Source organism: Paenibacillus sp. SC116 (assembly GCF_024733555.1).
GTDB lineage: Bacteria > Bacillota > Bacilli > Paenibacillales > Paenibacillaceae > Paenibacillus_B.
Genome location: NZ_JANIOF010000001.1, coordinates 1,187,377 through 1,202,757, shown reverse-complemented (window position 1 = coordinate 1,202,757; position 15,381 = coordinate 1,187,377). Strand labels below are relative to the sequence as shown.

At 43.3% G+C, this 15,381-nt stretch carries 16 protein-coding genes; 11 read left to right on the top strand and 5 right to left on the bottom strand.

From position 1 onward, the window contains the following. The 5 genes from NQ117_RS05050 to NQ117_RS05030 form a co-directional block, all read left to right on the top strand. Positions 1-978, top strand: a 978-nt coding sequence (locus NQ117_RS05050; RefSeq protein ID WP_258276890.1) for an ABC transporter ATP-binding protein, incomplete at its 5' end; no start/stop codon positions are given. Positions 979-983: 5 nt separating this feature from the next. Further along, positions 984-1,763: an ABC transporter permease gene (locus tag NQ117_RS05045; protein WP_258276889.1), complete on the top strand. Its 780-nt coding sequence runs from the start codon at positions 984-986 to the stop codon at positions 1,761-1,763. Positions 1,764-1,778: 15 nt separating this feature from the next. Continuing rightward, a complete protein-coding gene (locus tag NQ117_RS05040; protein WP_258276888.1) occupies positions 1,779-2,561 on the top strand; it encodes an ABC transporter permease in 783 nt (260 codons plus the stop codon). Positions 2,562-2,921: 360 nt separating this feature from the next. After that, the gene (locus tag NQ117_RS05035) at positions 2,922-4,115 is read left to right on the top strand and encodes a VanZ family protein (RefSeq protein ID WP_258276887.1); all 1,194 of its coding nucleotides are present in this window, start codon (positions 2,922-2,924) and stop codon (positions 4,113-4,115) included. 95 nt (positions 4,116-4,210) lie between these two features. Beyond that, complete coding sequence (locus NQ117_RS05030; protein WP_258276886.1) at positions 4,211-4,630, top strand: hypothetical protein; 420 nt, start codon at positions 4,211-4,213, stop codon at positions 4,628-4,630. 122 nt (positions 4,631-4,752) lie between these two features. On the opposite strand, the gene NQ117_RS05025 is transcribed toward NQ117_RS05030, so the two are convergent. Beyond that, a complete protein-coding gene (locus tag NQ117_RS05025; protein ID WP_258276885.1) occupies positions 4,753-5,139 on the bottom strand; it encodes a DUF2627 domain-containing protein in 387 nt (128 codons plus the stop codon). Positions 5,140-5,353: 214 nt separating this feature from the next. Here NQ117_RS05025 and lpdA point away from each other — a divergent pair, with 214 nt between their 5' ends. The 5 genes from lpdA (at position 5,354) to lipB (ending at position 11,385) form a co-directional block, all read left to right on the top strand. Then, positions 5,354-6,775, top strand: a complete 1,422-nt coding sequence (lpdA, locus tag NQ117_RS05020; protein WP_258276884.1) for a dihydrolipoyl dehydrogenase — start codon at positions 5,354-5,356, stop codon at positions 6,773-6,775. Between the two features lie 251 nt (positions 6,776-7,026). After that, positions 7,027-8,067, top strand: a complete 1,041-nt coding sequence (locus NQ117_RS05015) for a thiamine pyrophosphate-dependent dehydrogenase E1 component subunit alpha (protein WP_258276883.1) — start codon at positions 7,027-7,029, stop codon at positions 8,065-8,067. Beyond that, on the top strand, positions 8,054-9,037 hold the full coding sequence (locus NQ117_RS05010; RefSeq protein ID WP_258276882.1) for an alpha-ketoacid dehydrogenase subunit beta: 984 nt from the start codon (positions 8,054-8,056) through the stop codon (positions 9,035-9,037). The genes NQ117_RS05015 and NQ117_RS05010 overlap by 14 nt, the downstream gene beginning before the upstream one ends. Before the next feature lie 40 nt (positions 9,038-9,077). Then, complete coding sequence (locus tag NQ117_RS05005) at positions 9,078-10,598, top strand: dihydrolipoamide acetyltransferase family protein (RefSeq protein WP_258276881.1); 1,521 nt, start codon at positions 9,078-9,080, stop codon at positions 10,596-10,598. 55 nt (positions 10,599-10,653) lie between these two features. After that, positions 10,654-11,385: a lipoyl(octanoyl) transferase LipB gene (gene lipB, locus NQ117_RS05000; protein WP_258276880.1), complete on the top strand. Its 732-nt coding sequence runs from the start codon at positions 10,654-10,656 to the stop codon at positions 11,383-11,385. A 149-nt stretch (positions 11,386-11,534) separates the two neighbouring features. Here the strand turns inward: lipB and prli42 are convergent, their stop codons facing one another. Next, positions 11,535-11,639 (bottom strand): stressosome-associated protein Prli42, encoded by a 105-nt coding sequence (gene prli42, locus NQ117_RS04995; protein ID WP_144988652.1) that lies wholly within the window; start codon positions 11,637-11,639, stop codon positions 11,535-11,537. A gap of 77 nt (positions 11,640-11,716) precedes the next feature. Between prli42 and NQ117_RS04990 the strand changes: the two genes are divergently transcribed. After that, positions 11,717-12,847, top strand: coding sequence for a M20/M25/M40 family metallo-hydrolase (locus tag NQ117_RS04990; protein ID WP_258276879.1), 1,131 nt, complete (start codon positions 11,717-11,719; stop codon positions 12,845-12,847). Positions 12,848-13,030: 183 nt separating this feature from the next. Here the strand turns inward: NQ117_RS04990 and NQ117_RS04985 are convergent, their stop codons facing one another. The 3 genes from NQ117_RS04985 to NQ117_RS04975 all read right to left on the bottom strand — a co-directional run bounded on the left by NQ117_RS04985 (position 13,031) and on the right by NQ117_RS04975 (position 15,327). After that, positions 13,031-14,311, bottom strand: a complete 1,281-nt coding sequence (locus NQ117_RS04985) for an MFS transporter (protein WP_258276878.1) — start codon at positions 14,309-14,311, stop codon at positions 13,031-13,033. A 99-nt stretch (positions 14,312-14,410) separates the two neighbouring features. Continuing rightward, the gene (locus tag NQ117_RS04980) at positions 14,411-15,004 is read right to left on the bottom strand and encodes a TetR/AcrR family transcriptional regulator (protein ID WP_258276877.1); all 594 of its coding nucleotides are present in this window, start codon (positions 15,002-15,004) and stop codon (positions 14,411-14,413) included. 182 nt (positions 15,005-15,186) lie between these two features. Further along, positions 15,187-15,327: a hypothetical protein gene (locus NQ117_RS04975; protein ID WP_258276876.1), complete on the bottom strand. Its 141-nt coding sequence runs from the start codon at positions 15,325-15,327 to the stop codon at positions 15,187-15,189. Positions 15,328-15,381 lie beyond the last annotated feature (54 nt).

Genomic DNA, 15,381 nt, shown 5'->3' with positions numbered 1-15,381 from the left:
TATCGCACGAACAAGCGGTTTATAGGCCCGTTTGGCTTGATTAAGTCTCTATTCAGCAGTGAATATGTGTATACGAAAGCTGTCGATGGGATATCGTTCAGCATTGAATCCGGCGAATCAGTTGGCTACTTAGGACCGAATGGGGCTGGCAAGTCTACGATGATTAAGATGCTAACAGGCATCCTTGTCCCAACATCAGGTGACATTCACGTAGATGGGAAGATACCTTATCGTCATCGCCAAGAAATAGCGAAGAAGCTTGGGGTCGTATTCGGGCAGCGAAGTCAATTGTGGTGGGACTTGCCTGTATTAGACTCTTTTGAGCTGCATAAGCATATTTACAACATTAGCGATGGTGATTATAGCAGCAGGGTGAAGCAATATGTTGAACTGCTGGATATGGGGAGCTTTGTGAATAAGCCTGTTAGGCAGTTGAGCTTGGGACAACGAATGCGAGCTGAGATAGCGTTAGCACTTCTGCACAATCCCGAGATTCTTTTTCTAGACGAACCGACGATTGGGTTGGACGTAATCGCTAAACATAATATCCGCACATTCTTACGCCAAGTGAATCAAGAGACGAATGTAGCTATCATGCTGACAACTCATGATCTGAAAGACATTGAAGAAATTTGTGATCGCATTATTATCGTGAATCACGGCAAGGCAGTGTTTGATGGCGATGTTCATCATTTGAAGCAGGAAATTGGCGGAGTCAATAAACAGGTTACGATCGAATTTCATGCTGATCCTGGACCAATTGTATTTCCGAATGCTCAACTGATTCGTGATGAAGGTGTACGTAAAAAATTTGAATTTATACATCACGACGGAGAAGAACATTCGCTTATGCGTTCTATTATGAGCATCCCTAATGTAGAGCAAATTAAAGATATTTCGATTGAGGATATGAGCATTGAAGAGATTATACATAAAGCTTTCGTGAACTTGAATCAAAATTCGAAAATTAGAGTGTGATGACAATGAGAGCATACTTGGCGTACTGCGGCAAATCCTTTTCCAAACATATGAGCTATCGTTCTGAGGTATGGCTGCGAATTTTCGGGAACATCGTCATCATGTTCATCCAAATCTCGATATGGAAGTCACTTGCAGCTAGCTCTCCTTCGCATACGATAAATATAAGTGAAATGATTACGTACTCTGTAATTACAACATCCGTCATGAACTTGCTTATGACTAACGTATATCAATCCATAGATTCCAAATTACAGTCAGGTGATATTTGTTCGGATTTGCAGAAGCCGATCAGCTATCCTTGGTACTTATTTTTTGAACAATTAGGAACGGTTGGTTTTCAATTACTATTTAATGTTGTTCCTTCTATACTAATCGCTCTATTGCTATTCGGTGTTCAACTTCCAGATGCTTCGAACCTACTTCCTTTTCTAATTAGTTTATTGTTGGCTATGATCATATCGTTCCTTATTGGTTATTTGGTTGCGCTTATTGCTTTTTGGTTTCTTACTACATTTGCATTGAATTGGACACTAGGTGCCTTAATGACCATTTTCTCAGGCGTTTTTGTTCCAATCTGGTTCTTTAATCCATTTTGGGCGAAACTTGCCTATATGCTTCCGTTTCAGTATTTAGGATATGTTCCATCTGCTATTTATTTAGGGAAAATAGATCAGCCGTACCTAACATTGCTCCAAGGATGTGGGTGGGTCGCTATTTTACTGCTTGCAGTCAATTTATTGTGGTGGAAGGCCATTAAACGGTTAATCGTACAAGGCGGTTAATAATGGGGTGGTAACGTGTCAGTTAAACTGTTTTTTCATTTTCTAAAAATAATCATGCGGACGCGGATGGAATATCGGGCTGACTTCTTGCTTGGAATGGTTGGCCAAATACTCGGATATGCTGCCAATTATTTAATTGTATGGCTGCTTCTGAATCGATTTACTACAATTGAGGGCTGGGCTTGGCCAGAAATGGCGTTCCTCATTAGCATCAATGTGCTAACGTATGCGATTGGGGCTTCATTTACATACACACCAATGTTGAGTTTGGAACAACTTATTATAAAAGGGGATCTGGATAAATATTTAATTAAGCCTATCAATCCCTTTAGCTATTTGCTCGCGAGCTTCTTTAACTTTGGCTATATCGCGCATATTCTGATTTCTGCTGCTCTCTTAATATGGTCGTTAGGCAACTTAAGCGTGCAATGGGGAATCTTTGAATCTATCTATTTTTTGTTTACCTTGCTAAGCGGCTCTATGCTGCAGGCGGGGGGATTGATATTAATTGGCAGTTGGAGCTTGTATTTTATGAAGTCACAGTTCATGGGCGATTTATATTTCAAAATAAAAGATGTCATCAATTATCCGCTTTCCGCCTATACCGCTGTAATCCAGGTTGTTTTAACATGGATGATGCCGCTTGCCTTTATTAATTATTTTCCTGCGCTATATTTATTACAGAAAGAAGAGAATTCCGCATTACTGCTTGTGCCTATTGTGGGACCGCTATTCTTAATGCTTACCATTTTCATCTGGCATCGCGGTATTCATAAATATCAGGGGGCTGGGAGTTGAGGTAACAGATTGTCACTTCCAAAAGTGTTGTGTTGTGATTACACATCCTAGCGTCGTAAGAGCTAATACCGGTTCACTCTATGGCCTTCGTCCAGGCACATCTATTATCCGCATGTACAATGTGAATACATTGTGCATGCGTTTTTTTGTGACTAAAGTCATAAACATTTACTTGTATTAATAATTTTTAGTTACTTTTGTTGCGAAATATAGGTTAAATCCGCTAATATATAATCTTATAAATTCTTTGTATAATCGCTAGACTTTACTCGTATTTCTAGTTCTTTTACGCATGTGTTGATGAAGTATATTTTTAATGGGTAACAAAGTACCTGAGAGAGAAAGAAGGTAATTGCTCGTATGCAAGCTTATGTAAAACCCCTAATGGATGCAGCGTTGTTTTTTCCGTTCATTGCGCTAGCGTTAACCCTACCATTTCTTATTGTGCAGTATCGCAAGTATGGATACGTAAACAAACTTCGCGCTGCGGTGCTCTATTCCATGCTGCTGTACATGATATCGGCTTACTTTTTAGTCATTTTACCGTTTCCAAGCAGTACTGATAACTGTATTCGTGAAGGCTCATTTTGGACGTATTCCCAATTAATTCCCTTTACATTTCTTTCGGAAATTGTGAATCAAACACAGACTAATTTTGCACAACCAAGCACCTACTTGATGCTCTTGAAAGAGAGAGCTTTTTTACAAGCCATCTTTAACGTATTTCTTACGATTCCAATCGGGGTATACGCAAGGTATTACTTCAAACGGACGGCATTTCAAACGGGCTGCATAGCTTTTGGTGCGGCAATTTTGTTCGAGGTTACGCAAATTACAGGATTGTTTGGTATATTTGATTGTCCTTATCGTTTATTCGATGTCGATGATTTTGTATTAAATACTTCCGGTGGCCTAATCGGCTATTTCATTACGCCGCTCCTTACCTTCTTTTTGCCTCGGACTGAGAAGTTGGATGAGGATGTTAAGCTTTCTCAAATGACAGTTGGTTATGTACGCAGGTTCATTGCCTTTCTTATCGATTCCTTTTTTTATACGGTTCTTACAGGGATCGTTACGTTCGGAATAGGCATTACGGTCTACCGCAACATAATATTTACAAGGACGGATACGGTTATCGATTGGTTTTTATATGCCATCATCAGCATCGTCGGTGTACTTATTTACTTTGTTATTATTCCTGCAATAAGTAATGGTCGGACAGTAGGGAAATGGATAACACGAATACATGTGGTGGATGATCGATTGCAAGCCAATCCACATGGCCGGACGATTACAGCGAGATCGCTTTTCATTCGATATGGGCTGTTGTATTCTGTTTTGTTTGGATATAGTTACGTATTTGGATGGATACTCAGCTTTGTAACGATACCTCCGCTTATGCACTTGGTGTTGTTTTTCGCGTACTTTGGTATTGGCGGACTACTCGTGCTTCACCTCATTGTGAACTTCTTTACGCGAGACAAGCGTCTGTTTTACGAGAAGTGGAGTCGCACACGAAACGTAATCACAGAACAGAAACGACATTCAAGCTAACAAACTGTCTTTCACCAATTAGGCAACTGGATACTATACTGTATGAAGTGCTGTCGTTAGCACTGGGCCTAGACGAATGAGAAAGGCGGCTTCCTATGAATAGGCGTCGTAAACAGCACCCATATCGGAGAAGTCGTCGGGATCAACACAATGGTCGTAGGCAGAAGGAAGCTTACTTACACAACAATGAAGGGGGAGGAAAGGGTCCTTATCCCCCAGGTCCAGATGGTAAGGGGTGTCCGAACAAACCTCCGCCGATTCCTCCGATCACGTTGCAGAAGGCGGTCCTTCTGGCAGCGATACTAAAAGATTGGCTTATTGTCGAGACGGTTATCATAAATCGAAATAAAACCGTTCAAGTTATTTTAGCAGGTGATTTCGGGAAATTTGGCATTCGACCCGAATTTTTGAACGAAGAGAATATTGGTTTGTTCGAAGCGTTAGAAGATACGGGGTTATTCCCGGGTATTGGTGAAGGACCTGAAGGAGCTGTTCCTCCAGAAGCAGGGGGATAGCCTGTGGTATATTTTGTTAATTTAAACGAAATAAAGAAGGAAGTCCGCGGCGTATGCTGCGAACTTCCTTCTTTATTTATAGAGGTTAACGGTTTGTATAACCGCAAAAAATCAATGAATGATTACTTCGTGTTTGATCCGTTTGCTTCAGCAGAGTGGTTATCTCCAGAACTGTACTCGGAACGTGTTGCTTGCTGACGAAAGTCTGGACGGGGTCCGCGAGGTTTCTTTTCACGGAAACGGGGTGCAACATAGTTATGTTTCCGATCGCGGAAAAAGATCCAACCCCCAATAAACCCCACCCCTATTGCAAAGAGGAATAGACCCCCTAAGAAGGGCAACCATCCGAATGATATATCGGTTAATGTGGGATTTCCTTTGTCTACGATATATTGATAAATGGCATCTTTCATGTACAAAAATCCAGCAGTTGCGAGCACTCCAGGTATTACTAGCATCATAATCGCAATAAAACGAGAGATTGTTAATTTAACATTCGCATTTGCCATCGCTGATTCTCATTCCTTTATAAGGGATATATGTGTCATTTACATATTTTTCTGCTCTCGCTTCATCTTACCTTGAGTATGGAAATATGTCTAATCTTGCTTTTTTATCATATTTTTTTAGTAGAGGATACTTGTTCGGTTGGTTATAGAATTGGCTGGAGCGTAAAAAGGAGTTACAATATCACCAAGATACAAAAGAGGAGTGAAAAGTTTCATGACAAAGCAAGTAGACGTTGCCATTATTGGTGGAGGAACAGGTGGCTATGTAGCTGCAATTGCAGCGGCGCAGGCAGGTCATCATGTTGTAGTGATAGAGAAGCAGCAGTTGGGAGGTACTTGCCTCCATCGTGGTTGCATTCCGAGTAAGGCGCTGCTTCGCAGTGCAGAAGTATATGCGCTAGCTAAGGAAAGTGCTCAGTTTGGCGTGCATACAGAAGGGGTGAAGTTGCAATTTGATGAAGTGCAAGCTCGTAAACAAGGAATTGTGGAGCAGTTGCACCGAGGTGTTCAATATTTGATGAACAAGCATAAAATTGAGGTGATACATGGTAATGGGCGTGTCATGGGTCCCTCCATATTTTCACCGCAAAGCGGCTCGGTTGCTGTTGAACTGGAAAATGGTGAGTCGGAGACGGTTGTACCGAAATATCTTATTATTGCAACAGGGTCTCGACCACGAGTGCTGCACGGCTTAGAAGCTGATGGGCAGTACGTATTCACGAGCGATGAGGCTCTTGAATGGGACACGCTGCCTCAGCGTATCGCAATCGTTGGTGGTGGTGTGATTGGTATAGAGTGGGCATCGATGATGGTGGATTTTGGCGTTGAAGTGACCGTGATAGAAGCGGGTGATCGGATTCTTCCTTTCGAAGACGAAGATGTTGCTAGAGAAATGTATAAGCAGCTTACAGATCGAGGCGTCACGATCTTTACGAAATGTGCCATTGATGCGGAAGGTATTCGCAAGGATGAAGCTGGGATGGATATTTTGGCGACCTGTGCGGAAGAGACGATTCATCTGCAAGTAGATCGTATGCTTGTGTCGGTTGGTCGTGTAGCTAATGTGGAGAAGCTTGGTCTGGAGCAGACGAATGTCCAAGTTGAAAACGGCGTTATTCGAGTGAATGAACATTTGCAAACCAATGAACCACATATCTATGCAATTGGTGACTGTATTGGCGGACTGCAGCTTGCGCATGCAGCATCAGCAGAAGGAATAGCTGCGGTGGAGCATTTGAGTGGGCACAACAACATGGCACCGCAACCACGAATGATACCGCGCTGTGTATATGCAAGACCGGAAACGGCTTCAATTGGTCTCACGGAAGCAGAGGCTCGTGCTGCTGGTCATGATGTTAAAGTTGGAAAAATTCCTTTCCAAGCGATTGGTAAAGCGCTTGTATATGGTGAGACAGGTGGATTTGTCAAAGTGATTGCCGATCAAACAACGAATGATGTGCTGGGTGTTCATATGATTGGCCCTCACGCGACTGAGCTTATCAGTGAAGCTGCAGTAGCTCAGCTCTTGGATGGTACCCCATGGGAGATTGGACAAGTAATCCATCCGCATCCTTCTTTGTCAGAAGCCGTACAGGAAGCAATGTTAGCTGTACAAGGTCGATCTCATATCCTGTAAAACCCCACACATTCTAACCTTCTATTGATGATGTGATGGGTTGATCTAGGGAAGAGTAGAGGCGTTTCTTTTTGTAAGTCATCGCAATTGTCATCGTAACGATATGACGTTTAACATTTTCTTTTTGCTCAGCAAGAGGGTATAATACAGCTAACCAGAAAATTAGTACCTGGTATTAGATGTTGATGACAACTTTTGTAGTTACATGTAAGTTAACGCGATTAGGACATGTGGAAAAGGGGGATCACTCCATGACACCAGATGTAACGGTTCGTGAGCGTTCACGCCATGAGCAGCTAGGAATCTCGGATGATCAAGCTTTGGAGATGTATCGTATGATGGTACTTGCACGCAAATACGACGAAAGGGGCTTACTCCTGCAGCGCGCTGGCAAAGTAGGATTCCATGTATCGGGAATCGGCCAAGAAATGACGCAAGTTGCAGCAGCATTTGCCTTGGATCGGGAGAGGGATTACTTCCTGCCGTATTACCGTGATTATGGGTTTGTACTATCGGTAGGTCTGACGGTAAAGGATTTGATGCTCTCTATATTTGCAAAGGCGGAAGATATTAGCAGCGGAGGACGTCAGATGCCGGGTCACTTCGGATCGAAGCGTCATCGCATTGTGACGGGTTCAAGCCCAGTTACCACGCAAGTGCCGCATGCCGTAGGCATTGCGTTGGCTGCTAAAATGCGCAAGCAGGATATCGTATCGTATGTAACCTTCGGCGAAGGATCGAGTAATCAGGGAGATTTCCATGAAGGCTGCAACTTTGCTGGCGTTCATCGTCTGCCCGTTATTATTATGTGTCAGAACAATCAATACGCGATTTCTGTGCCTCTATCGAAGCAAACGGCTGGAAAAATAAGCGATCGGGCAGCAGGCTATGGTTTCCCGGGCGTGCGTGTTGATGGAACAGATCCACTAGAAGTATATAGAGTCGTGAAGGAAGCGCGCGAGCGTGCTATTCGCGGCGAGGGACCGACACTTATTGAATCTGTCATGTATCGATTGCAGCCGCATTCCACTTCGGATAACGATCTTGCGTATCGGACGAAGGAAGAAGTAGAGCAGCATCGCGCGAATGACGGACTTCCTCGTTTTAAGCAGTATTTGATCGATTGCGGTATATGGTCAGAAGCTCAAGATGAGGCTTTAGTGAAAGAATTGTTAGCGATTATCAACGAAGCTACGGCTTATGCGGAGGAAGCTCCTTATCCTCATCCTGATGAAACTTATACGCATGTGTATGCTGAATCGGAAGGAGGAGCGTCCAATGGCCGTTATTGAATATATTGATGCCATTCGCTTGGCAATGAAAGAGGAAATGGAGCGCGATCCTGAAGTGTTCGTGCTGGGCGAAGATGTTGGGGTAAAAGGCGGTGTCTTTACAACAACGAAAGGGCTGTACGAGCAATTTGGAGAGGCTCGCGCATTGGATACTCCATTAGCTGAGTCTGCGATTGCTGGAGTGGCGATTGGGGCTGCAATGGTTGGTATGAAGCCAATCGCTGAAATGCAGTATTCAGACTTTATGTTCCCGGCAGCGAATCAAATTATTAGCGAAGCAGCGAAGATTCGTTATCGCTCAAATAATGACTGGAACTGTCCTGTTGTGTTTCGAGCACCGATTGGCGGAGGTATATTTGGCGGACTATATCACTCCCAGTGTCCAGAATCAGTGTTCTTTGGAACACCGGGCTTGAAAATTGTTGCGCCATATTCGGCATATGATGCGAAAGGGTTGCTTAAGGCGGCAATTCGTGATCCTGATCCCGTTATTTTCTTTGAAAATAAAAAGTGCTATCGCATGATCAAAGGCGAAGTGCCAGAAACCGATTATATCGTTCCGATTGGCAAATCCAATGTCATTCGTGAAGGAGAGGACATTACTGTTATTGGCTACAGCTTGCCGCTTCACTTTGCTATGCAGGCTGCTGAAGAATTGGTATCGGAAGGCATTAGCGCTCATATTCTCGATCTTCGCACACTGCAGCCGCTTGATAAGGAAGGCATTTTAGAAGCGGTGGCGAAGACAGGAAAAGTACTGATCGTTCATGAGGACAATAAGACCGGGGGTATTGGTGCCGAAGTAGCTGCGATTATTGCTGAGGAATTGCTGCATGAACTGGATGCTCCGATTATGCGTCTATGTGGCCCTGACGTTCCGGCGATGCCAATCAGTCCTCCGTTAGAGCGGGAGTTTATGTTGAATAAAGACAAGCTCAAAGAAGCGATGCGAAAGCTCGCTCAATACTAAATGTGAGAAAGTCGAAAGAAAGACGGGAGTGAAGTGATCGATGTCAGACAATGGATTAACGAAAGAGATTACGATGCCGCAGCTTGCGGAATCCCTCGTATCTGCGACACTCAATAAGTGGTTGAAGCAGCCTGGCGAAGCGTTTGAAGCTTATGAACCGATATGTGAAGTGTTTACGGAGAAAGTCGTCGCCGAGATTCCCGCTACGGAAAATGGGGTTATGGGTATGCATCTCGTGCATGAGGGCGATGTGGTTGAAGTAGGTAAAGTCATTTGTACGTATCTTTCAGGTGCGAAAGTCGATACTTCATCTGTAGAAGTTGGAGCAGGCGAAAAGGTTGCGAATGGAACAGGGGCAGCAAGTGTGGCTGCAGTGCAGCATACTGCGTCGATTTCTAATTCTACAGCAGTTACAGCAGACAAGCTTAAGTCTATTGCCGAACAGGTTGGTATGCAATATAACCACGAGAATGCCCCTATGCGTGCTCGTTTATCACCTGCTGTACAGCGGCTGGCAAGTGAATATGATGTTGATTTGACCAATGTTCAAGGATCAGGTCTTGGTGGCCGCATTACGCGTAAGGACGTCTTGCAATTTATTGAGCTTCGTGGCAATGTGACGCAAGAAGCATTGAGGCAGGGCGTAAACGTTACACAGGCCGGTTTGTCTGCAGTTGTGCCAATAGAACCGAAAAATAGTCAATTGCAGCACCAGCGGAACGAAGAACAATTGACTAATTTTGATCAAGGCGTGGTTGCCGATGCAAGTTCAGTTAGTTTACCAGTTCGCAGTTCGGGTCTGCACTTATCGGAATCTCCGCGAGTGCCGCATATTGATGTGGAGAGACCGCAGACTGTAGGCGATGGTGAGCGCTTTATCGATGTAACGCCAATTCGTAATACCATTGCAACTCGCATGCGCCAGAGTGTCTCTGAAATCCCACATGCGTGGACAATGATTGAAGTTGATGTGACAAACTTGGTGGAGCTACGCAATAAGTGGAAAGATGAATTCCGACGTAAAGAAGGCGTCAATCTGACTTATTTGGCATTTGTACTTAAAGCAGTTGTAAATGCGATTAAAGATTATCCAATTATGAATTCGGTATGGGCCGTTGATAAGATTATTGTGAAGCGTGACGTGAATATTTCGTTGTCGGTTGGTACAGAAGATTCTGTTATGGTTCCGGTTATTAAAAAAGCGGATCAGAAAAACATTGCAGGTCTTGCTAGAGAAATAGACGACTTAGCACGCCGTACACGTGAAGGCAAATTGACCTTGGATGACATGCAAGGCGGAACATTTACGTTCAACAATACGGGTTCATTTGGTTCCATTCAATCCTATCCGATTATTAACTATCCGCAAGCTGCAATTCTTACATTTGAATCAATTGTGAAGCGTCCGGTTGTTATTAATGATATGATTGCGGTTCGATCGATGGCGAATATGTGTTTGTCTCTTGATCATCGTATTTTGGATGGAGTCATTTGTGGACGATTCCTACAACGTGTAAAAGAAAATTTGGAAAGCTATAATTCAGATACGAAATTATATTGATTGATTCATTCCGTGGTATACTAGAGTAGGATGTCAGAGAAGAAAGAGTGATAGCATGATAAACAGACAGCAGGATCAGATCAGTTTGGATACGACTAACACTCAGGCGCTGCACCTACATACCTATGGAAAAATGGATTATAAGCAAGCATGGGATATGCAGAAAGACATTGTAAAGCAGATCGATAAAGGGTTAGCGAATGATACATTGTTCTTGCTGGAGCATCCGCCAACCTATACGATTGGTTCACAGCGTAACCCTGAGCATTTGCTCTTATCCGCCGAACAGTTGGAGAAACAGGGGATTTCTGTTTACGAAATTGATCGTGGTGGTGATATTACGTATCATGGGCCAGGTCAACTCGTTGGGTATCCCATGCTGCTGCTTGAAGGTCCACGCTTGGACCTGCATGGATACTTAAGAAATTTGGAAGAAATGATGATACAGTATCTTGCTTCTTATGGTATCGTTGGGGATCGCAAACCAGATTTTACTGGTGTATGGGTCGGCAATGAAAAGATTGCAGCGATAGGAGTTAAGTTCAACAAATGTAGAAGTCGCAGAGGATTCATTACGAGTCATGGGTTTGCTTTTAATATTAAGCAAGGAATTCAGCATACTGGATTTACCGGAATCGTTCCGTGTGGCATTCAACAATTCGGAGTAACGTCATTAGAAGATGTAACAGGTCTAACCTTTACGGTAGAGCAGGTAGGGCAGGAATTGCTTCCTCATTTTATGAATGTGTTCGGATATCCTGAGATCATTCATCATTCTGTCTCATAACATAACACGTTGAAAGCCATGCTGATAGCATGGCTTCATCCGTAGGTACAAGCAAACATGTGTGGACAATTAGCAACTAGGCTCGTCCTGCCTAAACGATTCTATATGATCGAACCGAATGGTGTTTGGGAACTTCTCAAAGCGATATCTTATAGACCATATAATATTGGCTCAATAAGGAAGATTAAAGTAGAAGCGATCATAGCGATGAGCATGACGTAGACAATGATCTTAAACCAACGTTTGGATTGCATAGGACGGCACTCCTTTCTCTCTAAATCAATGATATACTTTTTATTTTAACGAAAAATGAGTATGGAGGAAAGATACGATGGTACAACAAGAGCGATTAGTACAACATTTCTTGCAATTGGTTCAAGTAGATAGTGAAACACGCTATGAGCGTGAAATCTGTGATTTGTTAAAAAAACAGTTCAGCGAACTAGGACTTGACGTATATGAAGATGATACTCAAGAGAAGTCTGGACATGGCGCTGGTAACCTTATTGTAACGTGGCCAGCATCAGAAGGGCAAGAGCAGGCGAAGCGTATTTTCTTCACTTCGCATATGGATACCGTTACGCCTGGTAAAGGTATTAAGCCTGTTATCGATGCGGATGGCATGATTCGCAGCGATGGCACAACTATTCTTGGTGCGGATGACAAAGCAGGTCTTGCTGCTATGTTCGAAGCGATTCGTGTGGTTCAAGAATCTGGGCAAGCACATGGTCAAATTCAATTCGTCATTACGGTTGGAGAAGAATCTGGCTTGAACGGTGCTCGTGTTATGGATGCATCTCTCTTGAAGGCTGACTTGGGTTATGCGTTGGATTCAAACGGTGAGATCGGTTCCATCGCAGTTGCTGCACCAACACAGGCGAAAGTTACAATGGAGATTTTCGGGAAGTCTGCACATGCTGGCGTTAACCCTGAAGATGGAATCAGCGCAATTCAGGTGGCAGGTAAGGCTGTAGCCCGTATGCCGCTCGGTCGCATCGATCACGAGACGACAGCGAACATCGGTCGCTTCGAAGGTGGCGGCGCAACGAACATCGTTTGCGATTATGTGAAGCTTACAGCTGAAGCAAGAAGTATCGTTCAAGATAAGATGGACAAGCAAACTGCTGCAATGAAGGAAGCTCTTGAATCAGCAGCTACGGAGTACGGTGCTCGTGCTCAATTCACAAGTGAAGTGATGTACCCAGCATTCAACTTTACAGAAGAAGATGAAGTTGTGAAACTGGTTGCTCGTGCGAATGAGAAAATTGGCGTGAAGACAAGTGTGTTCCATTCCGGTGGCGGAAGCGATGCAAATATTTTCAATGGTCATGGTGTACCTACAGTTAACCTCGCGGTTGGCTACAAAGATATCCATACGACAAATGAACATATTCATACGTCTGATTTGGTGAAGACAACTGAGCTTGTCGTTGCAATTATTGAGGAAGCAATTAAAGCTTAGGCTGGAAATCACCTTTAAATAAACGATTTGCGATACTGCTGCTCGTTGCATCAAGTATGTTGGAGCAAGCGTCGTCAGACGAAAGAAGCATCCCGATTCACTATTTGTTAGTGAAGGAGGATGCTTCTTTTATTTGTGCCTTGTTGCTTTGTACAAAATCAGACTCGTGGGTATGTGATACAATCACTTCGCTGTGCTTAAAGATTTACCAACTTCCACGTTTTCCGCTTCTTTGGCAGGTTGCTTGGCTAAAGATAAGTTAATATAAAGGCTCAGCCAAGCACTTAAGGCGACCACGATACCTGAAAGTGTGAAGACAGCGACAAGTGAAAATTGTTCTTTAAGAAATCCAGCCATCGCGGAAGCGATCATTATACCTGCAGTATACAGCGGCATCGTAATTCCGTTTACACGTCCGATATAATTCTCGTCTACAAACTGGATGAACCATGTACTCAAAATAACTTGCAGCGCAGCAAGCAGCAAACCACTTAGAAATCGTATGCTCAGAGTTAACCATAAGATCGTAGACCATCCCTCAATGACTAACGATATGGCTAATCCTAATATAGCAACTGCAAAAATAATTTTGCGATGCTTCTGAATAAATGTTCCACATGCTGAGGCGATGCTAATGCCGACGAACAATCCAACACCTGCAGCCGTTGTTATCCAAGGCAGCGATTCTTTAGGCAGTCCGAGTCGTTCTGTTACGATGAATATTTCAAGAGGCTGAATTAAGCCGACTCCAAGACTGATTACAATTTGCGTAAGTGTTAACAGACGTAGGCTGGAGTGTGACCATACATAGGCAATGCCTGCTTTAATATCTTCCAATACGGGTGTTGGCTCTTTCTTCTCTCGTTTAAAGGAGGGAAGTGCAAGTTGAATAAGTGCTGCCAGTGTGAAAATGCAGCATAGTACGATCAAGGAACCTTGCAGCCCTAGCATTGTGTACAAGCTGGTACCGATAATGGGACCGACGATGACGAATATGGAACTGAGTCCTTGCGTAATCCCGATTGCGGTTGGAACTTGAGATTCTGGAACGTGACGTTTGAATATTACGGAAGAAGAAGGTACTGAAAATTGACTTACAATTGCTGACACAACGGTGGCCAAAAATACAGCTTGCCAAATGCCCGATGCGAGACAGAGCATGATGACGACGATCGATAAGGCACTAAGCAAATCGCCGATAACAACGGTCCATTTCGGATTCCAGCGATCGGCGAATACGCCACCAATTAACGAAAAGATAAATATCGGCGCCATTTCAAATACAGTGAGCAAGGAAATGGCTACTGCATTGCCATTCGTCATTTCAGTCACTGCAAATAGAAGTGCCATATTGCGGACCCATATGCCAATTTGCTGGAGTAAATCAGCAGAGGCTACGATTAGGAAAACTCGATTGGTCCACAAAGACGGTGGAGTTGCTACAGGCGTAGCGGTGCTAGACATGATTCATAATCCCCCTACATTAAAATATACTGACTGTCCGGTTTAATAATGGGTGAAAATAAAGATGGATCTGTTCATCCATCTATTTCATCCTATATGTTATGCGCGAATACCATTAAGGAACACATCGATCGCCTTGCGATGTATCGATTCAATTTCTTCAAGCGAATAATTATCAAATTGAATGATGCCCAATCCGCCTAAAATGCTGTACAGCAATAGAGCCAGCTTTTCTGGATCATCCTCAGCGAATTCATTCAGTCTTATCCCTTCTTGAATAACATCAAGAATGAGCGGAAGCGGGAACTTGGACATTTCCACAATTTTCTCGATTACTTCAGGATCTGCACCTTTTGTCCCGGAAAATTCCATCGATGCTTGCATCAACGGATTTTCAAAATCATGGGCGAAATGATGTGCGATTGTATACAGCTTCTCAGTCGCGGTTGAAGCAACTTTGAATCGTTCGGTGCATTTATAGATCCAATCCACCATATTTAACTCAAGCAAGTACATAAACAGCTGCTCTTTACTTTTGAAATGATAGTAAATGCTGCCTTTACTCATGCCAGATGTTGCGCGAATCTGCTCCATTGAAGTGGCTTGGTATCCTTGTTGAATAAATAGCTGTTTTGCAGCAGCAGCTATTGCTTGCTTGGTCTGTTCGGCTTCTTCCGCAGTTCGACGTGCCATGAATAAGTATCCTCCATTAATTAGAACGATCGGTCAGTATAATTCAATCTTAGCTTGATGAAGAGGAAGTGTCAAGCAGCATACATGCGGAGAAAGTTCATTTTGTTGTAAAACTTTGTATACGGTGTTTCACTTCGTGTATGCAAATGTGTGAAGAGATGTAAACGAAGCTGGTTAAACCGTTATTTTCTTTGCGGTTTATTTAGTATATCTGATATTTTTGCGTCTTTGCCTTCTTTCATCATCATGCGTCGTAACGTTGCATTTATATCGTATCCCTTACCGGAAAGCCACAATTGTTTATTCGTACGAAATTGTTTCATTGCTTCATCTCAGCTCCTTGTCTTCCATCGTGTTAATGAAGGTCATCTGATATA

Coding starts and splice junctions, on each gene's coding strand:
- NQ117_RS05045 (WP_258276889.1), top strand. CDS start 984: ATGAGAGCATACTTGGCGTACTGCGGCAAATCCTTTTCCAAACATATG.
- NQ117_RS05035 (WP_258276887.1), top strand. CDS start 2,922: ATGCAAGCTTATGTAAAACCCCTAATGGATGCAGCGTTGTTTTTTCCG.
- NQ117_RS05030 (WP_258276886.1), top strand. CDS start 4,211: ATGAATAGGCGTCGTAAACAGCACCCATATCGGAGAAGTCGTCGGGAT.
- NQ117_RS05025 (WP_258276885.1), bottom strand. CDS start 5,139: ATGGCAAATGCGAATGTTAAATTAACAATCTCTCGTTTTATTGCGATT.
- lpdA (WP_258276884.1), top strand. CDS start 5,354: ATGACAAAGCAAGTAGACGTTGCCATTATTGGTGGAGGAACAGGTGGC.
- NQ117_RS05015 (WP_258276883.1), top strand. CDS start 7,027: ATGACACCAGATGTAACGGTTCGTGAGCGTTCACGCCATGAGCAGCTA.
- NQ117_RS05010 (WP_258276882.1), top strand. CDS start 8,054: ATGGCCGTTATTGAATATATTGATGCCATTCGCTTGGCAATGAAAGAG.
- NQ117_RS05005 (WP_258276881.1), top strand. CDS start 9,078: ATGTCAGACAATGGATTAACGAAAGAGATTACGATGCCGCAGCTTGCG.
- lipB (WP_258276880.1), top strand. CDS start 10,654: ATGATAAACAGACAGCAGGATCAGATCAGTTTGGATACGACTAACACT.
- prli42 (WP_144988652.1), bottom strand. CDS start 11,639: ATGCAATCCAAACGTTGGTTTAAGATCATTGTCTACGTCATGCTCATC.
- NQ117_RS04990 (WP_258276879.1), top strand. CDS start 11,717: ATGGTACAACAAGAGCGATTAGTACAACATTTCTTGCAATTGGTTCAA.
- NQ117_RS04985 (WP_258276878.1), bottom strand. CDS start 14,311: ATGTCTAGCACCGCTACGCCTGTAGCAACTCCACCGTCTTTGTGGACC.
- NQ117_RS04980 (WP_258276877.1), bottom strand. CDS start 15,004: ATGGCACGTCGAACTGCGGAAGAAGCCGAACAGACCAAGCAAGCAATA.
- NQ117_RS04975 (WP_258276876.1), bottom strand. CDS start 15,327: ATGAAACAATTTCGTACGAATAAACAATTGTGGCTTTCCGGTAAGGGA.